This is a genomic window from Streptomyces sp. NPDC005303 (assembly GCF_040607335.1).
GTDB lineage: Bacteria > Actinomycetota > Actinomycetes > Streptomycetales > Streptomycetaceae > Streptomyces.
Genome location: NZ_JBEXGM010000010.1, coordinates 175,990 through 200,345 on the forward strand (window position 1 = coordinate 175,990; position 24,356 = coordinate 200,345).

The 24,356-nt window shown below is 71.4% G+C and carries 17 protein-coding genes and 1 pseudogene; 14 read left to right on the forward strand and 4 right to left on the reverse strand.

Annotated features, from left to right (window positions below):
* The first annotated feature begins 181 nt into the window (after positions 1–181).
* The 13 genes and pseudogenes from ABZT93_RS17480 (at position 182) to ABZT93_RS17540 (ending at position 15,804) form a co-directional block, all read left to right on the forward strand.
* Positions 182–1,258, forward strand: a complete 1,077-nt coding sequence (locus ABZT93_RS17480) for an alpha-hydroxy acid oxidase (RefSeq protein WP_356105162.1) — start codon at positions 182–184, stop codon at positions 1,256–1,258.
* Between the two features lie 154 nt (positions 1,259–1,412).
* The gene (locus tag ABZT93_RS17485) at positions 1,413–1,583 is read left to right on the forward strand and encodes a hypothetical protein (RefSeq protein WP_356105165.1); all 171 of its coding nucleotides are present in this window, start codon (positions 1,413–1,415) and stop codon (positions 1,581–1,583) included.
* Positions 1,584–1,853: 270 nt separating this feature from the next.
* A complete protein-coding gene (locus ABZT93_RS17490) occupies positions 1,854–2,552 on the forward strand; it encodes an SDR family NAD(P)-dependent oxidoreductase (protein WP_356105167.1) in 699 nt (232 codons plus the stop codon).
* An 85-nt stretch (positions 2,553–2,637) separates the two neighbouring features.
* On the forward strand, positions 2,638–3,078 hold the full coding sequence (locus tag ABZT93_RS17495) for a hypothetical protein (protein WP_356105170.1): 441 nt from the start codon (positions 2,638–2,640) through the stop codon (positions 3,076–3,078).
* 477 nt (positions 3,079–3,555) lie between these two features.
* A pseudogene (locus ABZT93_RS17500) lies at positions 3,556–3,641 on the forward strand (IS5/IS1182 family transposase); the annotation flags it as partial.
* Between the two features lie 79 nt (positions 3,642–3,720).
* Entirely contained in the window at positions 3,721–4,590 is an 870-nt protein-coding gene (locus ABZT93_RS17505; protein WP_356105173.1) for a BTAD domain-containing putative transcriptional regulator, read from the forward strand.
* Positions 4,587–6,353, forward strand: coding sequence for a non-ribosomal peptide synthetase (locus ABZT93_RS17510; RefSeq protein ID WP_356105176.1), 1,767 nt, complete (start codon positions 4,587–4,589; stop codon positions 6,351–6,353). Before ABZT93_RS17505 ends, ABZT93_RS17510 begins: the two co-directional genes overlap by 4 nt.
* Positions 6,350–7,090 (forward strand): alpha/beta fold hydrolase, encoded by a 741-nt coding sequence (locus tag ABZT93_RS17515; protein ID WP_356105179.1) that lies wholly within the window; start codon positions 6,350–6,352, stop codon positions 7,088–7,090. The genes ABZT93_RS17510 and ABZT93_RS17515 overlap by 4 nt, the downstream gene beginning before the upstream one ends.
* The gene (locus ABZT93_RS17520) at positions 7,087–8,283 is read left to right on the forward strand and encodes a cytochrome P450 (protein WP_356105182.1); all 1,197 of its coding nucleotides are present in this window, start codon (positions 7,087–7,089) and stop codon (positions 8,281–8,283) included. The genes ABZT93_RS17515 and ABZT93_RS17520 overlap by 4 nt, the downstream gene beginning before the upstream one ends.
* A gap of 60 nt (positions 8,284–8,343) precedes the next feature.
* Positions 8,344–9,981 (forward strand): tryptophan halogenase family protein, encoded by a 1,638-nt coding sequence (locus ABZT93_RS17525; RefSeq protein ID WP_356105185.1) that lies wholly within the window; start codon positions 8,344–8,346, stop codon positions 9,979–9,981.
* Positions 9,978–10,511, forward strand: a complete 534-nt coding sequence (locus tag ABZT93_RS17530) for a flavin reductase family protein (RefSeq protein ID WP_356105188.1) — start codon at positions 9,978–9,980, stop codon at positions 10,509–10,511. Before ABZT93_RS17525 ends, ABZT93_RS17530 begins: the two co-directional genes overlap by 4 nt.
* Positions 10,511–15,001: an amino acid adenylation domain-containing protein gene (locus tag ABZT93_RS17535; protein ID WP_356105191.1), complete on the forward strand. Its 4,491-nt coding sequence runs from the start codon at positions 10,511–10,513 to the stop codon at positions 14,999–15,001. Before ABZT93_RS17530 ends, ABZT93_RS17535 begins: the two co-directional genes overlap by 1 nt.
* Positions 15,002–15,147: 146 nt before the next feature.
* Positions 15,148–15,804, forward strand: a complete 657-nt coding sequence (locus tag ABZT93_RS17540; RefSeq protein WP_356105194.1) for a DUF2461 domain-containing protein — start codon at positions 15,148–15,150, stop codon at positions 15,802–15,804.
* 44 nt (positions 15,805–15,848) lie between these two features.
* On the opposite strand, the gene ABZT93_RS17545 is transcribed toward ABZT93_RS17540, so the two are convergent.
* From ABZT93_RS17545 to ABZT93_RS17555, 3 genes are all read right to left on the reverse strand, one after another.
* Positions 15,849–17,117: a cation:proton antiporter gene (locus ABZT93_RS17545; RefSeq protein WP_356105197.1), complete on the reverse strand. Its 1,269-nt coding sequence runs from the start codon at positions 17,115–17,117 to the stop codon at positions 15,849–15,851.
* An 83-nt stretch (positions 17,118–17,200) separates the two neighbouring features.
* Complete coding sequence (locus ABZT93_RS17550; RefSeq protein WP_356105200.1) at positions 17,201–18,592, reverse strand: serine hydroxymethyltransferase; 1,392 nt, start codon at positions 18,590–18,592, stop codon at positions 17,201–17,203.
* The gene (locus ABZT93_RS17555) at positions 18,589–21,972 is read right to left on the reverse strand and encodes an amino acid adenylation domain-containing protein (protein ID WP_356105203.1); all 3,384 of its coding nucleotides are present in this window, start codon (positions 21,970–21,972) and stop codon (positions 18,589–18,591) included. Before ABZT93_RS17555 ends, ABZT93_RS17550 begins: the two co-directional genes overlap by 4 nt.
* A 107-nt stretch (positions 21,973–22,079) precedes the next feature.
* Between ABZT93_RS17555 and ABZT93_RS17560 the strand changes: the two genes are divergently transcribed.
* Positions 22,080–23,582 carry an aldehyde dehydrogenase family protein gene (locus ABZT93_RS17560; protein WP_356105205.1) on the forward strand — a complete coding sequence of 501 codons (1,503 nt, stop codon included), beginning with the start codon at positions 22,080–22,082 and terminating at the stop codon, positions 23,580–23,582.
* A gap of 27 nt (positions 23,583–23,609) precedes the next feature.
* Here the strand turns inward: ABZT93_RS17560 and ABZT93_RS17565 are convergent, their stop codons facing one another.
* Positions 23,610–24,350 carry an alpha/beta hydrolase gene (locus tag ABZT93_RS17565; RefSeq protein ID WP_356105208.1) on the reverse strand — a complete coding sequence of 247 codons (741 nt, stop codon included), beginning with the start codon at positions 24,348–24,350 and terminating at the stop codon, positions 23,610–23,612.
* Positions 24,351–24,356 lie beyond the last annotated feature (6 nt).

Here is a 24,356-nt window from a genome sequence, read left to right on the forward strand (position 1 = left end):
TCGGCATCGAGCCAGGTGGACGGGGTGCGGGGGTTTCCAAAAACTGATGGAGCGTCAGCTATGCGGGTTTCTGGCGGCGTTATCCGACCTGCGGAACCACGGAAGTCCGGCTGTGGTACCAGGCCCAACGGCACATGCGCGCCAGCGACCCGCTCACCGGACGGAGAATGGAGAATACGAGGTGCCGAATCTGGACGCTTACGAGGCTGCGGCCAAGGAGCGGCTGCCGAAACCGGTCTGGGACTTCCTCGCAGGCGGCAGCGGCACCGAGTCGATGCTGACGGCGGGCCGGGAAGCCTTGGACCGGTTTCAGTTGCGGCCGCGCTGCCTCGTCGACGTCTCTCGCTGCGACTCCTCAACCGCCCTACTGGGTACCGAGTTGGCGGCTCCCTTGGGTATCGCCCCAATGGCCTACCATCGGCTCGCCCACCCTGAGGGCGAGGTGGCAACGGCGCGCGCCTCGGGCGCCGCGGGCGTGCTGTTCACGGTGAGTATGTTCGCCAGTCGGACTCTTGAGGACATCGCCGCCGCGGCCAGCGGCCCCTTGTGGCTCCAGCTCTACTGGCTCAAGGACCGCGGGGCGATGACGGATCTGATCCGCCGGGCCGAGTCCGCCGGCTATCGGGCGTTGGTGCTGACCGTCGACGCACCCAGAGTCGCGTTCCGCCCGCGCGATGCCCATAACGAGTTCGTGGTACCGCCTGATGTGCGAGCGGTCAACATCTCTCCGGAGGTCATGGCCGCTTCCCACCGGAGCCTGAACGGGCAATCGGCTGTCGCACGGCACTCGAGGGAGCAGTTCGACGCCTCGATCACCTGGGAGGACCTTGCCTGGCTGCGTGGAGTGACGTCTCTGCCGGTGGTGCTGAAGGGTGTGCTGACCGGCGAGGACGCCGAGTTGGCAGTCAAGAACGGCGTTTCGGGGCTGGTCGTCTCCAATCACGGCGGCCGACAGCTCGATTTCGCCAAGAGCGCTCCGGAGTGCCTCACCGAGGTGGTGGACGCTGCGGGAGGAGAATGCCAGGTCATCCTTGACGGGGGGATCCGGCACGGCGCAGACGTGGCCAAGGCCCTGTGCATGGGCGCGGACGCGGTCATGATCGGACGTCCGGTTCTGTGGGGGCTGTCGCATTCCGGTGCCGAGGGGGTCGCGGGCGTCCTACGACTGCTCATTGACGAGTTCGAGGAAGTCATGGCCTTGATGGGCGCGCCGTCCGTCGCCGATTTCGGACGGTCGGGAGTCTCCTACCGAGGCTGATGCACAGCCGACTGGCCGACCGACCAGAGGTGTTCGCCCAGGCTTGGCGGGAACACCGCCAGAGCTCGACAACAGCCTCTCCGATGTCTGGCACTGCAGGCGACCGCTGCGACCACACTCGGGTCATCGCTGTCGCGATCGACGAGGGACACGCATGACAGCTTCCGCGTCCGCGACCTTGAACTTCGTCGAGCGCGGCACCGGTGTTCCGGTGCTGTCGCTGCACGGCTGGATGCGCAGGGTCTATCCCAACCGGACAAGTAAGCGTTTTTTCCTCCCAGTTGGGGTGGAAGTCTTCCTTGTTGAAGCCCGGGAGTGCCCGTGACCGGCACCACACAGCCTGTCAAGACCACAGGTCACAAGACCCCGGTGGCGTAGTAACAGTAGTAACATCGGGGTCAACTTGCAGCAGTTGATCGTCGATGGCATGACTGAGGTGCCCTCCGACCGACCGCACAGCCGCCTCTTCGTCTGCCACAGCGTCCTGGGACTCGGCGGCAACTTGGCGTGGTTCACGGACCACGCGTCGGTCGGCCGATCAACACCTCGAGCCCTGACACGTCGTCGATGCCGCCATCAATGAGGAGGCCGTCCCATGGAACCCGTCACGTTGGTCACAGGTGGTTCGAGCGGAATCGGTGCGGCCGCTGCCCGCGCCTTGCTCAAGCAAGGTCACTTCGTGGCTATTACCGGCCGCAATGCCGATCGGCTGGCCGCATTCGCTGCCTCAGCCGGAGCGGGGGAGCGGCTATTGACCATTAGCGGCGATGCCAGTGACGAGAACCATGTCGCCTCCGCTGTGAGTCATGTCGCGGGCGTCTGGGGTCGGTTGGACACGGTGATCGCCAACGCCGGGTTCTCCCTGCCCGGCACCCTGGAGGACCACGACCCTCAGGCGATGCGTGCCATGGTTCTCACCAACGTCCTCGGCCCGGCTCTGCTCGTGCGTGAGGCACTGCCGCACCTCAGGGAGTCCAAGGGCCGGATCGTGATCGTCGGTTCGGTCGCGGGGACCAGGAACACGCCCGGCAACCTGTACTCCGTCACTAAGTGGGCCGCGCACGCCCTGGTCGAGAACGTCCGGCTCTTGGTGGCCAAAGACCGCGTCGGCGTCACCCTCATTGCCCCGGGGGTGGTGGACACGGCGTTCTGGGACGAACGTGGCGGCCGTCCCGAGGCAGCACCGGCACTGACCGCCGAACAGGTCGCCGAGACGATCCTCTTCGCCATCAATCAACCCGGAGGCGTGGACATCAACCAGCTCATCGTGCGTCCTGTCGGCCAGGTCAACTGATCTCGTCCGGCGGCACCGGCGAGATCTGGCGCCAGCTCGCCGCACCGTCATCCTCGCCGGGGGCGAGAAGGTCGGCTTCGACCACATGGTGGCCCCCGGCCCACTGGACCAGCTCGCCCCCATGACCGCCACCTGCCCGGCCTCCCTCCGGACGGCCGCCCGGAGCCTGCGCCACACCGCCGTGGCCATGGTCGGCCTGGGATACCGGACACCGGCCACCGGCAGCCGGTCCTGGCTGTACTTCCCGCAGCCCGACATCCCCTTCTACCGGGCCACGAACTTCAGCAAGTACGCGCCCGGCAACATCCCCGGCGCCGACACGGGGACCTACAGCACCTGGATGACCGAGACCTCCCTTTCCCTCGGCCAGGGCCGCGACCGCCATGCTCTGGTCCGCTCCTGCGACCAGGCGCTTCGCCGTCACGGCCTGGTGCCCGAGCAGGTGCTGCTCGCCAGCACTCATGTCGAGGTGATCCCGTACGCCCACCCGGTCCCCACCCTGGGGCGGGCTGTCGCGGCAAGTTGATGGTCGGCGAGGGCGCTGTGCGGGCTGTCTCGTACCCGTCCAGCAGGCCGGGGCCGAACCCGAGAGGATCGTCGGCGTTCAGAGTGCACCGGGCCGGCTCGCAGCAGAAGCGGGAGAGGATGGCGGGACAGGGAGTCCACGACGCCGAGAGCGACGTTGGATGTGGGGTGGAAGAAGACTCGGGCAAACGGCTCGGGGGATATTGGGCCTCGCCTCCGGCCGCACCGGAGGAGACCACTCCGCTACCTGCCCTCTCCTGCCGAGCGACAGCCATAATCTGCCACGCCGTCCGCGATAAGTACTTGCGATCACTATTTCGCCAAATCGTCTGGACGGGGTGACAGGAGGAGGGGTTGAGTACTGGAGTACCCGCTCGACCATGTCCGACTCGCTGTCCACGCACGTGACTGCATCACCCCCGGTGAGGCCCCTCATCGAACGATGCCCATGGCGGGCCCGCTCCTCGGTCGCACCCACGTGGAACACGTCATCGGCGTACGAAGAACCACAAGTTCCTCCGCAACTGCCGACAGCATGGCGATGGCCCGCATCACGCCGTCGAAGGGTGTCGCCCACAAGAGCCCAACGTGCGCTCGCGGCCAACCATGGCGAACTCCGAGCGCCGCGAAAGGAGTGAGAGGGATGATCGTCACGCCGACGCTTGCGGATGTGCCTGACGCCCCGCCCGCATACCTGTCGGTGTGCTTCTTCGGGCGGTTCACCACCTCGGTGGGCGGGGTACCGGTCGCGCGGTGGAGGGCCGGCAAGTCACGCAGTCTCTTCCAGTACCTGATGCTGCACCGGAACCGGGTGATGACCCGTGACCAGCTGCGGGATGCTCTCTGGCCGGAGGCCGAGTGGCGCGCCTCCTCCAGTTCGCTGAAGGTCGCGTGCTGTGGAGCGCGCAGCACGCTCGGCGCCGGCAAGCAACCGGAGGGCTCCGGATCGCCCATCCTGCTGCTGCACCGGGACGGCGGCTATCTGCTGGACGCCGCTGACACCTGGTGCGACATCGAGGAGTTCCGGGAATGTGTCCACGAGGGAATGCAGCACCGCTCCCACGGCCGCCCCGATCAGGCCACGCGGAGCCTGACACGGGCGTTAGCCCTCTACCAGGGTGACTTTCTCGCCGGTCAGGACGAGGACTGGATCGCCGAGACGCGGGAGTACTACCGGTCGCTGGCACTGGGCGCCCTCGATGTCCTGCGCGAGAACGCGATGAAGCGCGGCGACGCCGAGGCGGTCGTCGCGCTCGGTCAGCGCACGCTGCAGATAGACGCCCTCCACGAGCCCACCTACCAGGCCCTGATCGGCGTCGCGGGCCTGCTCGGCCAGCCGGAGCAGGCGCTGCGCTGGTATCAGTTGTGCGAGCGCCGGCTGCGTCGCCTCATCGGCGTCGAACCGTCCGTTCAGACCCGGCAGGCTCTCCAGCAGGCCCTGAACGGCCTCGGTCGGCCGTTCACGCAGGGCCCCCGTGATGCGTGGCCGGTGGAAGGAAGGGCCAGCGCATGACTGCGGCTTCTCCGACCACGACCCCGCCGGCCGTCGTCGCCCGTCTGCTCGGGCACCTGGACCGGCATGCCGCTGAGCGCCCCGGCGAGCCCGCAGTCCTGACGTCCGACGCCGCCCTCAGTTGGACCGAACTCGCCGCGTCCGTCGCCACGGCGACGCGAGTGCTGCGGGTGCACGGGATCGAGCGCGGCACCGCGGTGGCGCTCACCACCGGACGGGACCGGCACGCGGTCACCGCTCTCATGTCCGTATGGGCGCTCGGGGCGACCGCGGTGCTCCTCGACGAGCGCCATCCAGCGGCTCACATCAGCGAGATCGTCGTCAACTCCGGTGCCGAGTGGATCATCGCGGCCGAACTGACTTCCGCGGTACTCGGACATGGCATTCCCGTGCTGACGACCTCCGACCTGTTCGAGGAGCCCGGTGCGGCCGTCGACGCCCTCGCGGCGGATGCCGGGCCGGTCCGCCCCGATGATGTCGCCTACGTGATCCACACCTCCGGCAGCAGCGGTCGGCCGAAGGGAGTCGATGTCTCGTTCGCGAACCTGGAGGCGTTCCTCGACGCGATCGAGACCCTCGGGATGCCGCGTGGGGGCAACGGCATCAACGCGGTGTCGCCCGCGTTCGACGGCTGGCTGTGGTGCACCCTGCTGTACTTGGTGTTCGGCAACGCCCTCGGCATCGTGGACCTCGCGCGGTCGGCGGCCGACGGGCCCGCCGGCGCGATCGCCGCCCTCGCCCCCCGGGTGGTGTGCCTGACCCCGTCGTTGCTCGCCGCCTGCGAGGCCGGTGTGGACAGCGCCGAGGCGATCGTGGTGGCCGGCGAACCCTGCCCCCCGGACCTGACGAGGCGGCACGGGACCGGTCGCCGCATACTCAACGTCTACGGTCCGACCGAGGCCACCATCGCCGCCACCTGGGCGGACAGCGCCCGGGGCGACGACCTGGACACGATCGGCACGGCGATCCCCGGCTACACCGTCCATGTGCTCGGCCCCGAGGGCCGGCCGGTGCCCGACGGTACACAGGGCGAGCTGTACATCGGCGGCCCCGGGGTCGCCCTCGGCTACCGCAACGAACCCGAGCTGACGGCACGGCACTTCGTGACCGACCCCGAACTCGGGCGCGTCTACGGCACCGGGGACCTCGTCCGGCGCCGGAGCGACGGCCTGCTGGAGTTCTGCGGCCGGAACGACGCCCAGGTCAAGGTGCGCGGATTCCGCGTGGAACTCACCGAGATCGAGCGCCGGGCCATCGGCCCCGGCGTGGCACAGGCCGTCGCCTACCTGCTTCCGGGCGACCGGACCATCGGTCTCACGGTGGTGACCGCCGAGGGTTATCCGGGGGACGGCGCGCTGCGGGACCGGCTCGCCGCGGCACTCCCCGCGCACCAGGTGCCGAGCGGCATCCGGCGGCTGGAGAAACTGCCGCTGACCCCGAACGGCAAGACCGACCGGCCCGCGCTCGCCACGGCGCACGCGGCCGCGGACGGCGCCGGGCCGCACCCGCCGCAGATCACGGACACCCTGCTCGGCACCGTGATGAAGGTCTGGAACTCGGTCCTCGAGCAGTCGGTGACCGACGCGGACGCCAACTTCTTCGCCTCGGGCGGGCACTCCCTGCTGGCCGCCGAGATGATCACCACGCTGCGCCGGGAGACCGGCGTGTCCCTGTCGATGCGCGATCTGCTGGGCAACCCCACCATCCGGAGCTGCGCGGATCTCGTCCGCACCCGGCTGGAAGAATCCGCGGCGGCGTCATGACCTATCTGCGCACCTGGACGAATGACGTGCCGACGACCCGGCCCGTGGTGCTCTGCCTGCCGCAGGCCGGGGCCGGCGCCCTCCAGTTCCAGAACTGGCAGCTCCGGCTCGGCTCCCGAGCCACCGTGTGTGCCGTGCAGCTGCCCGGCCGGGAGGACCGGTGGGGCGATCCGGCGCCGTCCGACATCGCCGAGGTGGTCGAGACCGTGGTCGCGGAACTGACGGACATCGGACTCCTCGGCAGGCCGCTGGTCGTCTTCGGGGACAGTTTCGGCGGACTGCTCGCGTACGAGGTGGCCCGGGCCGTCAGCCCGGCCGCACTCGTGGTCTGCGTCTGCCGGGCGCCGGTCCACTGGACGCGGCAGGGCGGACTGGACGATGACGACGTCGAACAACTGGCGTCCGCGAGCGTCGAAGGCTCCTCCCTGCCGTCTGAGCTCCTCGCCGAGATGCGGGAGATCACCGCCGAGGTGCTGCGGCGCGACGCGGTGCTGTCGACGACCTTCCGGATCCCGCCGGACGCGGAGCCGCTGCGCTGTCCCGTGTACGCGTGGGGCGCCGTCCACGACGAGAAGGTCACCCCCGCGCAGCTCGATGACTGGCGCGAAGTGACCATCCGACCGCTGCGCCGCCACGACTTCGACGGCGGACACCGGATCAGCCGTGAGGACCCGCTCGCGCTGCTCGGACAGCTGTCCGAAGTCCTGACCGATCTCGCCGAGGAGGAGCCCTCGTGACCTCTCAGGCATCGCCGGTGATCGACCTGCTCGATCCCGGCCCCTTCGCGCGCGACGATTTCTGGGACACCCTGGCCTGGCTGCGCGCGCATGCACCGGTGTACCGGCACGAGGGCGGTGGCGCGCCGTTCTGGGTGCTCACGAAGCACCGTGACATCACCGACGTGTACGCGGACTCCACCCATTTCGGTTCCCGCTTCGGCATGCGGATAGGCAGCGACGTGGCCGCCGTGGCGGCGGTCGCCCAGCGCATGCTGATCGTCTCCGATCCGCCGCAGCACACCGCCGTCAAGCGGACGCTGATGGAGTGGTTCGGGCCTGCCCGGATGCCACGCGTCGAAAGGCTCGTACGGCAGGTGGTGGACGAACTGGTGACCGACGACATCCTCGACCGGCCACTGGACTTCATCGAGGTGGCCAAGCGGCTGCCGAATCACGTGGTGTGCGCCTTGATGGACCTGCCCCGGGCGGACTGGGACTGGGTCGGCGCGGTCACCACCGAGGCGTTCGACGACGCGTCGGGCAAGCAGGCCAACACTGAGATCTTCCTGTACTTCGCCGATCTCCTCGCGACGCGCAGGGCTCGGCCGGGCGACGACTTCGTGAGCTGGGTCGCGGCGCACGGCAGGGTGGAGAGCGACGGCGGCCGCCCGCTGACCGACGAGGAGATCATCTTCAACTGCAACGGGGTGCTCTCCGGCGCCAACGAGACCACCCGCTACGTCGCCGCCGGTGCACTCCTCGCCTTCGCGAAGTTCCCCGGGCAATGGGAGCGGCTGCGCGCTCTGGGCGCGTCCGGAGTCCCCGCGGCCGTCGAGGAGGCGCTGCGCTGGACCTCGCCGGGGGTGCACGCGATGCGCACCGTTCTGCGCCCGACGGAGGTGGCCGGGCAGCGGCTGCGGCCCGGAGAGCGGGTCACGCTGTGGAACGCGTCCGCCAACCGGGACGAGGAGGTCTTCGACGAGCCGGACCGGTTCCTCGTCGACCGGAGTCCCAACCGGCACCTGGCGTTCGGCCACGGCAGGCACCTGTGCCTGGGCGCGCGGATGGCGCGCTGTGAACTCGGCGCCCTGTTCGGCCGGCTGGCCGAGCTCGTCGGGCAGGTGGAACTGCTCGGCACGCCCTCGTTCACGCCGTCCAACTTCACCTGGGGAGTCAGCGCGCTCCCGCTCCGGCTCCACCGACGTGCGTAACCAACGGGTAATCGCCTACGCCGACGATGCCGCGAGGACAACCATCTGACGGAGGTCACCATGGGGGAGCCCATCCGCAACATCGTTATCCTGGGCGGCGGCACCGCCGGCTGGATGGCCGCTTCCTACCTTGGGAAGGCGCTGTCCGGCCAGGCGGCCATCAGCGTCGTCGAGGCACCTGCCATCCCGCGCATCGGCGTCGGTGAGGCGACGGTGCCCAACCTCCAGCGGGTCTTCTTCGACTACCTCGGACTGCCCGAAGAAGAGTGGATGAGCCAGTGCAACGCCGGTTTCAAGATGGCGGTCAAGTTCACCAACTGGCGCACGCCCGGACCGGGTGAACCGGTCAGCAGGCAGGACGCCAACGGGTCGGACCACTTCTACCATCCGTTCGGTCTGCTCCCCTCCCCCGACGGGGTACCGCTGTCGCACTACTGGACGCGCAAGCAACTGTCCGGCGCGACCAGTGAGCCCTTCGACTACGCGAGCTTCGTCGAACCGCCGCTGATGGACGCGAAGCGCTCGCCCCGGTTCCTCGACGGCACCCGCTGCACGAACTACGCCTGGCACTTCGACGCCGCCCTCGTGGCCGCCTTCCTCCGTGACTTCGCCACCGTCAAGCAGGGCGTGCGGCACATCGAAGGCACCGTCTCGGACGCCCAGGCCGACTCACGCGGGTACATCGAGTCGGTCACGCTGGAATCCGGCGAGGTGATCGGAGGCGACCTCTTCGTCGACTGCAGCGGCCTGCGCGGTCTGCTGATCAACAAGACGCTCGGCGAGCCCTTCATCGACATGAGCGACCACCTGCTGAACAACAGCGCGGTCGCCACCCAGGTACCGCACGACGACGAGGCGAACGGGATCGAGCCCTACACCTCCTCGATCGCGATGCCGGCCGGGTGGACGTGGAAGATCCCGATGCCGGGCCGGTTCGGGACCGGTTACGTGTACTGCGACAAGTTCGCGGACAAGGACGAGGCCGCCCGCGACCTGTGCGGGCTGTGGGGCCTGGACCCCGAGAAGGTCCCGCTCAACCACATCAAGTTCCGGGTCGGCCGCAACCGCCGTGCGTGGGTGGGCAACTGCGTCAGCATCGGCCTCTCCTCGTGCTTCGTCGAGCCGCTGGAGTCGACGGGCATCTACTTCATCACCGCTTCGCTGTACCAGCTGGTCAAGCACTTCCCCGAGCGCAACGTCGACCCGGTGCTGCGGGACCGGTTCAACCGCGAGATCGTCGACATGTTCGACGACACCCGGGACTTCCTCCAGGCGCACTTCTCGCTGTCCCCGCGTACCGACACGCCGTTCTGGCTGGCCACCAAGGAACTCACCCTGGCCGACCAGATCAAGGAGAAGATCGAGATGTACCGCTCAGGAGTGCCGGTCAATCCCCCGGTGACCGACGAGGGCACCTACTACGGCAATTTCGAGGCCGAGTTCCGCAACTTCTGGACCAACGGCAGCTACTACTCCGTCTTCGCCGGGCTCGGCGTCCGGCCGCGCTCCTCGCTGCCGATCCTCTCGTACCGGCCCGACTCGGTCGCCGCGGCCGAACAGGCCTTCACCGACGTGAAGACCCGCCAGCGCCAACTGCTGTCCGAACTGCCCTCCACCTACGAGTACTTGCGCTCTCTGCACCAGACGGACCAGCCGCGGCACGCCCCCGGGGAGACGCCACGGCGGCGGCAGGTGTGACCCGCACCCCGGCACCGCTCGTCGCGACGGAGGAGACGTTCCGCCGGGTCATGGGCTCGCTCCCGGCCGGAGTCACCGTGGTCACCGCGCCGGCGGACGACGGCCCCCGCGGAATGACCTGTTCCTCGCTGACCAGCGTGTGTCTCGAACCGCCGACGCTGGCGGTGTGCCTGCGCACCGCCAGTTCGACGCTGAGCGCCGCTCTGCGGCAGGGACGCTTCGCGGTGAACCTGCTGCACGGCGGGGCGGAACGTACGGCCCGAGTGTTCTCCACCGACGTCCCCGACCGGTTCGCGCTGGTCGGCTGGCACACATCCGGGACCGGAATGCCGTTGCTCACCGCGGACGTCTGCGCGTACACCGAGTGCGAGGTGAGCCGCGCGGTCGAGATCGGCGACCACACGATGGTCTTCGGCACGGTCACCGAGGCCGGCGTGGTGCCCGGGACGCCTCTCGTCTACGCGCACCGGTCGTTCCGGTCCTGGGACGCCCTGCCCACCACCCCCGAACGCCCGGAAGGCGACCGCTGATGCCCACTCCTGCCGTAGAACCGCTGCCGGCGCTGCTCGCGGACCGGCCGGCCGAGCCCCACGAGCCGCGCGAGCCGCATCGCCCCTGGCACGTCGCACCGGCCGGTGACGTCCTCGGCCGCGACCACCGGTGGTGGTCGGGCGTGTGGGCCGCCCTCCTCGCCCGGCAGAGCGGACACGACCGGGTGTGGCTGGTCGGCCGGGACGGCTGGTACGACATCCCGGTGGGCCAGGAAGCGCCGGTCGGTGACGTGGTCTCCGCCACGGCGAAGGCGCTCGACGGGCCCGCGTTCCAGCCGTCCCGGCCGCCGGCCGCCCCGGTGGCCCTGATCGCGGGCGGGCCGGGGGAACACCGCGGCGCCGGCGACCTCGCTGTGGAGATCGCGGACGGCGCCGTCGGCGTGGCCGGTGACGCCAGGCTGTGGGAGTTCGCGACGCTGCGACGGCTGGCCGGACAGTTGCGGCTGCTCGGCGCGCAGGCGGCGGCCGCCCCGGAAACGCCGCTGACCACGGTGGACCTGCTGACCGACACGGACCGGAAGCTCATCACCGAGGAGTGGAACCGCACCGCCGTCCCCTGGCCGTCGACCGGCTACCTCGACCTGATCGCGCAGCAGGTGCGTACCCGCCCGGACGCTCCGGCGGTCGAACAGGGCGAGCGCGTCGTCTCCTTCGCCGAACTGGACCGGCGCGGTGACCAGATCGCCGGTGAGCTGCGCCGGGCCGGGGTCGAGCCCGGGGACCACGTCGGGCTGTTCTGCCCGCGCGGCGCCGACTACGTGCTCGCCGTCCTCGGCGTCCTGAAGGCCGGCGCGGCGATCGTCCCCCTCGACCCGGTCAACCCGGACGCGCGGATCGCGTTCATGCTCCGAGACAGCGCGGCCACGGCGGTCCTCACGGGCGACGGGCTCGGCGACCGGCTTCCGCAGGGTCCGCCCGTCCTCGACATCGCGGCCACCGCGACCGCGCCCGCCGGGCCCCCGGACACCCCGGTGGCCGCGGACCCCTTCAGCCACCTCATCTACACCTCTGGCTCGACCGGGGAGCCGAAGGCGGTCCTGGAACGCCTGCACGCGATCGAGAACCTGGTGCACTGGACCGGCCGCGCCTACGGGGTGCGGCCCGGCGACCGGGCCTCCTGGCTGTCGGCGCCCGGGTTCGGCGTCCAGATCATGGAGTGGATGCCGCACCTCGCGCTCGGCGCCACGGTGTGCGTCCCCGCCGCGCGCCACGCGCTGTCCCCGGCGCAGCTGCGGGACTGGCTGGTCGCGGAGAAGATCACCCACACCATGCTGGTGGCCGCCCTCGCGGAACCGGCCTGGGCCCTCGACTGGCCCTCCGACGCCGCGCTGCGCATCATGGTCACCACCGCGGAGCGCGTGCACAGCTGGCCGCCCGTGGACACCCCGTTCCGCGTCGTCATGACCTATGGCACCACCGAGAGCACCAACGCGCTGACCTGCCTGGACCTGGGCGCGGGAATCGACCTGACCAGTCAGGCGACCTCCCCGCACGTCAAGGCCGCACATCCGGTGCCCGCGGGTCGGCCGATCGCCAATGTTCGCGCCTATGTGCTCGACGCGCTGGACCGTCCGGTGCCACCGGGACTGACCGGCCGGCTGCTGATCGGCGGGGCCGGCCTCTCCGCCGGGTACCACAACCGGCCCGAGCTGACCCGGAAGCTGTTCCGCCCGGACCCGGTGACCGGCGACGGACTCGTGTACGAGACCGGCGACCTCGCCCGGTACCGCGCGGACGGTGCGATCGAGATCCTCGGCAGAGCCGACGCCCAGGTGAAGATCCGGGGCTTCCGGGTCGAGCTCGGTGAGGTGGAGACGGCCCTGGTCAACTGCCCGGAGGTGGCCGAGGCAGTGGTCACCACCATCCAGACCGGCCAGGGCGGCCGGCAACTGGCCGCCTACGTCACCGCGGCCGACGTCGCCGGACTGGACGGCGCCGCGCTCAAGGCCAGGCTCAGTGAACGGCTGCCGTACTACATGGTCCCGGCGACGGTGACCACGCTGCCGGAGATCCCCCGGCTGCCGAACGGCAAGACGGACCTGCGCGCGCTGCCCGCCCCGGACGCGGCGGGGCAGAGCGACGACGACTTCGTCCCCGCCCGCAGCGAGACCGAGGCCGCCATGGCCGGCCTGTGGGCCGAGATCTTCGACGGCCGGACGATCTCGATGACCGACAACTTCTTCCATCTGGGCGGCCACTCGCTGCTGGCTTTCCGGCTCATCGACGAGCTGCGCGGCCGATTCGGCACCGAACTGTCCATGACGGAGCTGTACGCCAACCCGACCGCGGGCGAGCTGTCCGCGGCCGTGGAGGCGGGTCTGACGGGCTCGGCCGCCTTCGCCGACCTGCCGCCGGTCGAACCGGACCCTGCCGCGCGGTGCGAGCCGTTCCCGCTGAACGACGGACAGCAGGCGATGTGGATCGGCCGCGGCAGCCTGGTCGACCTCGGGAACGTCGGCTGCCACGGATACTTCGAATGGGAGTCGGACGACCTCGACCTCGGCGCGTTCGAGCGGGCCTGGCAGAGTCTGGTCGAGCGCCACGACGCGCTGCGCACCGTCGTACTGGCCGACGGCACCCAGCAAGTGCTGGCGAAGGTGCCCGACTTCGTGATCCGGCACCACGACCTGCGGAACGCAGCGGACCCCGAGCCGGAACTGCTGGCCCTGCGAGAAGTGTTGTCGCACACCATCCTCGACGCGGCAACATGGCCGCTGTTCGACCTGCGGCTGACCCTGCTCCCCGGCGGCAGGACCCGGATCCACCTGGTGCTCGACTTCCTGGTCGCCGACGCCTGGAGCTACTTCCAGGTGATCGTGCCCGAGCTGAGCGAGCTGTACGCGGGCCGGGGCGCGGGGCTCGAACCCCTGCGGCTGACGTTCCGCGACTACGTACTCGGTCTCGCGGCGAACCTGCCGGACAGCGACGTCTATCAGCGCTCCCAGTGGTACTGGCTCGACCGGCTCGAATCGCTTCCCGGCGCACCCCGACTGCCCGAACGCCCATCGCACCAGGCCGAGTTGCCGACACGGATCGAACGGCACAGCGGTACCCTCGCCGCCGAGGACTGGGCGGCGATCAGCGCCCTGGCCGGCGAGCACGGCGTGACCGGCTCCGGCGTGCTCGCCGCCGCCTACGCCGAGGTGCTGCGGTCCTGGTCCGCCGAACCCTCGTTCTGCCTCAACTTCCCGTTGTTCAGCCGACTGCCCCTGCACCCGCAGATCGGCAAGGTGATCGGTCACACGACCACGACGCTGCTCCTGGAGGCCACCGGCGCCGGGGAGACGTTCGCGGACCGCGCTCGGACACTGCAGCAGCGGCTCTGGGCCGATCTCGAACACCGCCACTTCACCGGTATGCAGGTCCTGCGCGCCCTGACCCGCCTGCGAGGAGCGCTCACCCCCGCGATGCCGGTGGTGATGACCAGCCTGGTCGGCTACCCGCCGGACCCGCGGGAGACCACGTTCGGCTCCGCGGTGTACGGCGTCTCCCAGACGCCCCAGGTCAGTCTGGACTTCCAGGTCTTCGAGACCGAGGACGGGGGTCTGCGGTTCAACTGGGACTACATCCAGGCGGTTTATCCCGACGGACTGATCGGCGAGATGTTCACCGCCTTCCTCGACCTGCTGGGCCGGCTCACCACACGCGAGGGCTGGGACGCCGCCGACCTCGGCTACGGGATCACCCGGCCCGCGGTGGCCTCGGCGGGTCCCTCGGCGGCCGTCGGCACGCAGCGCACCGGTGAGGCGTGGGAGCGGTACTGGGCGTCGGTGGACGCCACCGGCCGCGGCGGGGACGTGCTGTGGGACGCCGACGACGCCGAGGAGATGCGCTGGCTCCTGGACACCACGGCACGGCACCTGGACTCGGAGCTGCCGGTCATCGACCTGGGCTGCGGCAACGGCCGGTACGCCAGGGCGCTGGCCACCCGGTTCCGCACCGTGGTCGGGGTCGACGTGTCGCCCACCGCCATCGCCCGTGCGCGCGCGGAGAGTTCGGAGCACGGCGACCTGTCCTTCGACGTCCTCGACCCGGGCGACCTGAACGCGGTCGAGGCACTGGCCAAGCGGATCGGCCCCGCCAACGTCTTCATCCGCGCCGTCCTGCACATCCTGGGCGACGAGGAACGGGCCGCGACGGCCGCCGCGACGGCCGTGCTCACGGGTGGCCAGGGAGGTGTTCTCATGGTCGAACCCGACTACGCCGCCGACTCGTTCGGCTATCTCGGCCATGTGGGCGGTGCCCGCGGCCGGGCCGCCCACCTGGTCAGGCCTCTCGAGGCCGCGGGGGTGCGCCACTCGACCCGCTTCGGCCCGACGGACCTGGACCGTCACTTCCCCCAGGCCCGGTGGCGACGGCTGTCCACGGGACCCGCGCAGATGTACGCCGTCGACCCCGAGTCCGACGGCGGCACGATCCGCGTGCCCGGCTACCTCGCCGCGGTCCGATCCCGTACCGCCGGAAAGTGAGACAGGGCCCGGCGGACGGCGGAGTCGGCCGAACCCGACCGCCGGACCTCTCTTCCCTACTACAATCGGCGCGCTCTGCAAGGCTGTTGCCCACCACGGCGACGTGGGCGGACCCGTCGGCTCCGGCACGAAAGCAGGATGACCCCATGGCCTTCACCGGGATTCCGGACGAGGCGTTCGACTTCTACAAGGAGCTCGCCGAGGACAACTCGACCTCCTTCTGGCACCGCAACCGCGACAGATACGAGCAGGCGGTACGGGAGCCGATGGCGGACCTGGTCGCGGAGCTGTCCCCGGAGTTCGGTGAGATCCGCATGCTGCGGCCCCAGCGGGACACCCGGGCCTCCAACGACAAGTCGCCGTACAAGACGTACCAGGGGGCCCTGGTGGATCTCGAACCGGGCCTGGGCTACTGGCTCCACCTCGACGCCGACGGCCTGCGCGCCACCGGCCGGTACTACTCACGCGCCCCGCAGGAGATGGCCGCCCTCCGCGCGGTGGTGGCCGAGGAGAAGGGCGCGGAACTGCAGTCGCTCGTCGATGGCCTGGAGGGGCTCGGCCACACCGTGGGCGGGGTCGCGCTGCAGACCAGACCGCGCGGGGTATCGGCCGACCACCCGCGGGTGCGGCTGCTGCGCCACCGCACACTGGACATCGGCCGGAGCTGCGACCGGACCACCGCCGGCCGGTCGTCGGCCGCCGGGTGGGTGGCCGGGACCTGGCGCGAGCTGCGCCCGACGCTGGACTGGCTCGCGGTCAATGTCTGCCCGCGGGCACGCGAGTTGCGCGGCGCGGGCGCTTAGCGGCAGACGGAAGGGCCGGCCCGCGGCAACGGGCCGGCCCCTTCTCACGTCTCCGTGCGGCCGGACGGGACCGTCTCACCGGCGGCGGACACCGGGTCGCGGGGCGGGGCGAGGAGCGCCAGCAGCGGGCTGGTCGTGGCCGTCGTGATCAGGGCCACCAGCACCAGGACGGTGAACAGCCGACCGTGGATGATCCCGGCGCTCAGGCCGACGTTCAGCGCGATCAGCTCGGTGAGCCCACGGGTGTTCAGCAGGACCGCGACGGTGGCCGACTCGCGCCGCTCCAGCCGGTTGAGCCGGCTCACCAGATAGCCGGGCACCACCTTTCCGGCGACCGAGATCAGCAGGAGCAGGAGGAGCACGAGGGCACTGTTCCGGTCGAGCGTGCCGAGGTTCAGGGAGAGCCCGGTCACCACGAAGAACAGCGGCAGCAGCAGGTCGGTGGCTCCTTCCATCGCCCGCAGCACGTCGGCGTCGGGTGCCCCGTCGTGTCGCGGCATGAGCAGCCCGGCCAGGAAGCCGCCGAAGACCGCGTGCAGGCCCAGTTGGGAGGTGGCCCAGGCGCAGCTCGTCGCCAGGATGATCGCCACGGGCAGCTGGGAGGCGAACAGGCCGCCGGGCCGGTCCATCCACCGGCTCAGCAGCGGACGGACCACCAGGGCGCCGCCCAGCCCGAGGACGACGGTCAGCAGGACGGTCTTCGGGACCGACAGTCCGTGCGACTCGCCCGGCATCGCGGCGGCGAGCGCGGTCCACGCGCCGATGTCCATGAGACCGGCGGCGGACAGCGCGACGACGCCGGCCCGCGTCCCGGCGATCCCGGTGTCCCGGATGATCGCCGCCAGCACCGGCAGAGCGGTGATCGACACGGCGACGGCCATGAACAGCACGAAGGAGCGGGAGCCGACGGCGTGTTCTCCCACCGCGGAGAAGACGGACGGCAGGAACTCGACCATGCCCACGCCCAGGGTCATCGGCACGAGCAGGGCCACGGCCGCCACCGACAGGGTCGTCCTGCCGCTCGCGCGCAGGGACCGGAGGTTGAGCTCGTAGCCGACCACGAACATGAAGGTGACGATGGCGACCTGGGCGAGCACGGACAGATACGGCAGGGCGTCCGGCGGGAACAGCCGGCCGGTCGGATTCCCCGGGAGCCGGCCCAGCAGAGTCGGGCCGAGCACCACCCCGGTCAGGATCTGCCCGATGACCGCGGGCTGGCCGAGGCGTCTGGCCAGCCCGCTGAGCAGCGTGGAGACGAGCAGGATGACGGCGATGTCGCCCAGTACGGCGGTGGTGACGTCAGCGATGCTCAACGTGGGACTCCTGGTGGTCGGTCACGGCCATGGCGTCGGCGTCCGCGCGGTGAGGCTCGGGGGACGGCGGAGGCCCCGTCCTGTCAGGGGATGCGGGGTTTCCCGTACCCCGGGACGGGGTGCTCGGCGCAGATGCGGCGGACCTCGGCCTGGATCTTGGCGGTCGTGCTCGGGTGCACGGCCCCGGCGGTGCGCAGTTCCTCGACCACGTCCGCGACGAGCTCGGCGCACTGGGCGGCCGTCTCGGGCGAGACGCCGCGTGCGGCCAGCGTGTTGGTGCCGATCCTGATCCCGCCGGTGACCCGGGGCGGCGTGTCGTCGCCGGGCACCCGGTTCCGGTTGACCAGGATTCCGCAGGCCTCCAGGGCCTCCTCGGCGTCCGCGCCGCTGACGTGCTCGGGCCGGAGGTCGGCGAGGACCATATGGGTGTCGGTGCCCCCCGTGATCACACACAGGCCGCGCCGGTCGAGCTGCTCCGCGATGGCCGTGGCGGTGTCCAGTACCCGCGCCATCAGCGCGCGGAAGGCGGGCCGGGCGGCCGCGTGCAGGGCCCTCGCCTTGGCCGCCACGTTGCCGAGGTCCGGCGTGCCCTGGACGAGCGGGAACACCGCGCGGTCGGCCAGCTTGCGCAGCGGCAGCCGGCCGTCCGGTCCGGGCCCGTCCGCGTCCCTGCCGAGCAGGATCAGGCCACCCCGCGGCCCGTAGAGCTGCTTGTAGGTGCTCGTGGTGGTCAGATGCGCGTGGTCGACCGGGCTCGGGTGCAGTCCGGCGGCCACCAGGCCCGCGATGTGCGAGATGTCCGCGATCAGGTACGCGCCCACCGTGTCGGCGATCTCCCGGAACCGGGCGAAGTCGATCTGCCGGGGGTAGGCGCTGGCGCCGGCGATGATGACCTTCGGCCGGTGCTCGTCGGCCAGTCCGGCGATCTGTTCGTAGTCCAACAGGTCATCGGCGCCCGTGCGGTAGTGGACGGAGCGGAAGTAGCGTCCGGTGACCGAGGCGGCCGAGCCGTGCGACAAGTGGCCACCGCAGTCCAGGCCGAGGCCGAGAATGGTGTCGCCGGGCTCCAGCAGCCCTGTGAGGACGGCGAGGTTCGCGGAGGATCCCGAGTGCGGCTGGACGTTCGCGGCCCGGGCCCGGAAGAGCGCCCGGGCCCGGTCGAGGGCGAGGCGCTCGACCTCGTCCGCGATCTCGGCTCCCGCGTGGTAGCGGCGGCCCGGATACCCCTCCATGGTCAGGTTGGCCAGCGATGAGCCCGCGCAGGCCAGGACCGAGGGCGGCGCCACGCTGGAGGAGGCGACCAGCACCAGGGTGTCGTGCTGCCGGACGTCCTCGCGGGCGAGCAGGTCCGCGAGCACCGGGTCGTCCTCGGCGAGCGCGCTCGGAGGCCGCCCGGTGCCGGTGGCCGGTCGTGTGGGCGGCTCGGCGAGCGGACGCGGGACCGGTGCCGTGGCCGGCTCCTCGCGCGGACTCATGTCCGGCTCCCCGCGTCCGGCTCCCCGGCCGGTTCTGCGTCCGGCTTCTCGTCCGGCTTCTCGTCCGGCTCCTCCAGGGTGTGCAGCAGCCGGGCGACCCGGATCGCCTGCGGGCCGGCGGCCGGATCGCCGGCGATCACCGACGCGAGCTCGCCGAGAACTGGATTGGCGAACACGGTGCGGATCGGCACCGGGGCGCCGAGCAGGTCCTGCAGGCGGGAGGCCAGTCGGGTGCCGCTGAGCGAATCGCCGCCCAGCCGGAAGAAGTTGCCGTTCGTGGGGACCTCGTCGAGCCCGAGCAGCTCGGCCACGCAGGCGGCGACCAGCTCCGCCAGCAACCCGACGTCCGTTCGCGGCGCGTCGTCCGTCCCTGCCTCGGGCTCGGCCGCCTCTTCCGGGGTGGCCGCGAGCCGCGCGAGCGCCAGGCGGTCCACCTTTCCGTTGGCCGTGAGCGGCAGTTCGGGCAGCAGCCTGATCGCGGCGGGCACCATGGCGGCGGGCAGTTCCGCGGACAGGTGCTCGCGCAGCGCGTCCGCGCTCAGGCGTGCGCCCGTCTCCGGCACGACGAAGGCCTGCAGCCGAACCACGTCGGCGCTGCTGCGCGGCGCCGTCACGACCGCGGCCCGCACACCGTCGGCGCGGTGCAGCAGCGCCTCGATCTCGCCGAGTTCGATCCGTTGCCCGGCGACCTTGACCTGGAAGTCCTCCCGGCCCAGGATCTCGATCCCGCCGTCCGGCAGCAGGCGTCCGAAGTCACCGGTCAGATAAGCGCGTTCACCGGTCCCCGGCAACGTGACGAACTTGGCCGCGGTGCGCTCGGGGTCGTTCAGGTAACCGAGAGCCAGGCCCAGCGGGCTCGCCACGGCCATCTCGCCGCGTGCCCACGTCGGGCGCGGCCGCAGGTCCCGGTCCACTATGTAGTACCGCTGGTTGGCGATCGGCTTTCCGTAGGGGATGCTCGTCCACTGCGGGTCCACCGCGTCGATCGGGTGGAAGAGCGACCAGCAGATGGTTTCGGTGGGGCCGCCCGATCCGACGACGCGCAGCCGCGGCGCCTGGGCGCGGGCCCGGCCAGGCAGGTCGAGCGGAATCCAGTCGCCCGACACCACCGCGAGCCGGAGGGTTGCCAGCGGCCTGTCGTCGCGCGACTCGGCCTCGCCGACCAGCAGTTCCAGCAGCACCGGTACCGAGTTCCAGAACGTCACCCGCTCGTCCCGCACGAGTTCCGCCCAGACGTCCGGTTCGGCGCGCCGGAACGGCGGCGGGACGACGACGGTGGCCCCGCAGGCCAGCGGGCCGAACACGTCGTAGATCGACGCGTCGAAGTGCAGGCCGGAGAGCGCGAGGAGCCGGTCCGCCGGGGTGACCGCGAACCGTCGCCGTACGTCCCGTACGAGGTTCGCGACCCCGCGGTGCGCCACCACGACGCCCTTGGGTTCCCCGGTGGATCCCGAGGTGTAGATGACGTAGGCCGGGTCGTCGGGCCCCTGGACGGGGGTGAGCGGAGCGGTGGAGGCGGTCTCGAAGTCGGTGTCGGCCCGCAGCACGGTCGTCCCGGCCGGCAGGTCGAGCTCGTCCCTCAGGCGGGACTGGGTGAGGACGATGCCGGCACCGGCCGACTCCAGCAGCCGGGCGACACGTCCCCGCGGTGACGCCGCGTCGATCGGCAGGTAGGCACCGCCGGCGGCCAGGATGCCGTACACCGCGGCGTACTGCTCCCAGCCCTTCTCCATCACCACGCCGACCAGGTCCCCGGGTCGGACGCCCCGCTCACGCAGCGTGTTCCCGATGCGGTACGCGTGACGGGCCAGCTCGTCGTAGGTCAGCCGCAGACCGGACGCCACGACCGCCTCCGCGTCGGGGGTGCTCCGCGCCTGGGCGAAGAACCGCTCCTGGAGAAGCACGGCGGGCACCGGTTCGGCGGTGTCGTTGGTCTCGTTCCAGACCGCCCGGTCACGCCTGCTCCGCATGTCGGCGAACGGGGCGTCCCAGACGCCGTGGCCCGGCTCGTCCGCGAGCATCCGCCCCACCAGGTCCAGGAACGCCTCGAACGCGCCCTCGACGACGCCGGGCGCGAAGGCCCCGGACCGGTGGTCCCACACCAGCCGCAGCTCCCCGTCCTCCGGCCGGATCTGGAAGTCCAGCGACACTTGCGGGGTCTGCGTGATCGAGTGCACCTCGGTACCGAACTCGGTGATGGACCGGGCGGCGGACGGCAGTCCGAGGAGGCTGGTCACCACGACCGGCATGGCCGCGGCGGCGAGACCGCGGCGCCGGGCCAGCTCGCGCAGCACCTCCACGCCGTTCACGCTCGCGTGCCGGGTGTCGGCGCGCAGCCGCGCGGCCAGGGCGACGATCCGTTCGGCCACGGTCCGTCCCTCGGGCCGCGCTTCGAGCAGGATCGGGTTGGTGTAGTCGCCGATCACGTCCTCGATACCGGGGACGTCGAACCGCTGGAAGACCGGCACGTTGAGGGTGAAGGCGGGATCGGAGCTCCACCCGCGGAGCACCTCGGCGAACGCGCCGACGAGCAGTTCCGTCTCGGTGAGGCCGTGGGCGAGGGCACGCTCGCGCAGCAGCGCGAACTCCTCGGCGGGATAGCGGACCGTGCACCGTTCGAACTGCCCCGGCCCCTGCGCGCCGTACCGCGCCGCAGGCAGGTCGGGCGCGGGCGGAAGGCCGTCGAGGCGCTCCTGCCAGTACGCCCAGTCGGCCCGCCAGCGCGCTCCGCCGCGTACGTCCTCCTCCAGCCACCGGGCGAAGTCCCGGAAGGCGAGCATCTGGGTTGCCAGTGCCGCGTCCGGATCGTCGTAGAGCGTGACCAGGTCGGAGAAGAGGTTGAGGAAGAGGCTGCTCGCGTCCATGAGCTGGAGGTCGATGCCGAGCTGCACCCGGACCCGGCCGGACAGCAGCACCACCCGCAGGTCGAACATCGGCCAGGTCCCGGGGTCGAGAGCGCGGTGGCCGCGCTCGGCCCGGCTCTCCTCCAGCCGCCGTACCGCGTCCGCGTCCTCGCGCAGGTCCTCGACCGTGATCGGCACCGGTCCGGGGCGCTCCAGCACGTGCTGGGTGCCGTCCGGGCGCACCACGGTGCGCAGTCCGGGATGGTGGGCGACCAAACGCTCCCAGGCACGGCGGTACCGGGCCAGGTCCAGCTCGGGCCGCTCCCACTCGAAGTACCCGTAGCACCCGATGTCGCCCAGGTCGACGGCATCCGCGCGGCCCACCCACAGCGCCTGCTGCGTGGGCGTCAGCGGGAACGGTTCGCCGGCGTCGTCCGGTTCCGGCACCAGTGGTGGCAGCACGGCCGCCTCACCCCCGGTCGCGGCAGCGCCGTCCGGTGCGAGGAGCGTGCTGTCCCCCGGGACACTGATCGTCATCGCGACTCCTCGAACATGGCGGCGGACAACAAGGCCCGACTCTAGGAACCGCAGTTACCCGGGGGTTACGTCACCGGCTGATAACCGACGGGGCCGATGCTGCGCGCATGGAGAGTACGAGCGCAAGGATTCCCGCGGTGGCCCGTCGTTCACGCTCGGTCCAGTGGATCGACGGCGACTGGCGTGCCGCGCGGTCCGACGAAGTCGTCCCGGTCGTGGATCCGGCGACCGGTCTCACCCTCGCGGAGGTCCCCGCGGGCGGGAGGGAGGATGTGGACGCCGCCGTCGCGTCCGCCGCCCGGGCGTTCCCCGCCTGGTCCGACACGCCCCTGGAGGAACGCCTACGGCACCTCGACCGGCTCGCCGAGCTGCTCGAGAAGCACGCCGACACTGTGGCCGGCGTGCTGACCGCGGAGACCGGGATGCCGGTGACCCTGGCCCGGCACGCGCAGGTCCCCTTCGGCCTGGAGGCTCTCCGCTCCTCCACCGAGGCCGCCCGGGAGCACGTCTGGGAGCAGCGGATCGGCAACTCCCTGGTGCGCTCCGAGGCCGCCGGACCCGCCGGGTGCATCACCCCGTGGAACGCGCCGGTGGCGCTGAACCTGCAGAAGGTCCCCGCCGCGCTGGCGGCCGGCTGCACCGTGGTGCTCAAGCCCAGTGAACTGGCGCCGCTGAGCGCCTACCTGCTGACCGAGCTGCTCGCGGAGACCGACCTGCCGCCCGGGGTGTTCAACCTCGTCTGCGGGACGGGCCCGCAGGCCGGCGAGGCGCTGGCCGCCCACCCCCAGGTCGCCGTCGTGTCCCTGACCGGCTCGATCCGCTCCGGACGCCGGGTCAGCGAGCTGGCCGCGCCCCGAGCTGCCCGGGTCAACCTCGAACTGGGCGGCAAGAGCGCCTCGCTCGTGCTGCCCGACGCCGACCTTCCCGCCGCGGTGGCCGCGACCGTCGAGCAGGCGAACTTCAACACCGGCCAGGTCTGCTTCGCCTGGAGCCGCCTCCTGGTCCCGGCCGACCGGTACGACGAGGCCGTGGCGCTCGCGGCCGGCACGGCCGGGGCCCTGCGGGTCGGCGACCCCTGGGATCCGGCCACCCAGATCGGACCGCTGATCCACCCTCAGGCGGCCTCGCGGGTGCGCGGCATCCTGGACGAGGCGGTCGCCGGCGGCGCGACCCTGGTCACCGGCGGCGGCACCCCGGCCGGGGCGGCCGGCGGCGGCTGGCTGACCCCCGCCGTCCTCGCCGGCCTGCCGACGGGGGCGCGGGCGGTCGTCGAGGAGGTCTTCGGCCCGGTCGTCGTGGTGCTGCCCTACCGGGACGAGGACGACGCGGTCCGGATCGCCAACGACACCGGCTACGGCCTGTCGGGCGCCGTGTGGTCGGCCGACGTGGTGCATGCCACCGCGGTGGCCGGGCGGCTGCGCACGGGCCGGGTGGACGTCAACGGCGCCCCGTTCAACATGCGCGCGCCCTTCGGCGGGTACAAGAGCTCCGGCAACGGCCGCGAGCTCGGCACCTGGGGCCTGGCCGCCTTCAGCGAGACCAAGGCGATCCAGCTTCCGCCCACCGACGAGGACCCGGCCGGCCTCACGCTCAGCTCGACGGCGGGCTGAACATTGCCGCGCCGGGCCGAGCGGCCGTCAGATCCCGGACAGCAGCTCCGCCAGCTCCTTGGGCCGTGACAGCATCGGCCAGTGCCCGGTGGGCAGGTCTGCCATGGTCCAGCCCGGACCGGCCAGCATCGAGAAGGCCGGCAGTCCGGCCGCGACCATGGCCTCGACCTGCTCGGTCGTGAAGGTGGAGGCGATCAGTGTGCGGGGGGTGTTCGGGATCTCGGCGGGCCTGCGCGCGGGCTCCAGCAGCATCGCGGCGGGCTGCGCCGAGGCACGCCCGCGCATCAGCGCCAGGTCCCGCTCCGAGAGACCGGCCAGGGAGACCGGGTCACGCTGCTGGTCGTCCCCGTCGAAGGGCCGGGCCGGCAGCAGCCATCCCTGTCCCTCCGCCTCGATCTGCCGCCGCTGTTCCGCCTGCGCCTCTGGCGGGAGGAACTCGATCTGCGCCATACCGTCCGGGAACGGGGCGGTGTCCACGTAGACGATGTGCCGCAGCCGCTCGGGTACCCGGTCGGCGGCTGCGGTGCCCGCGATCGTCGCGCCGCTGTGCAGGACGAGCACCACGTCGTCCAGGTCGCCGATCGCGTCGGTGATGTCGGCGATGTGGGTGGTGATGCCCACGTCGGGCGTCGCCTCGCCGGCGCGCTCGCCCTGGCCTGTCAGCGACACCGTCCGCACCTCGTGGCCGGCGTCGCTCAGCAGCCTTCCGGTTTCCTCCCAGACCCAGGGACCGAAGAAGAACCCGGGAACCAGCACATACGTCGACATCCACGC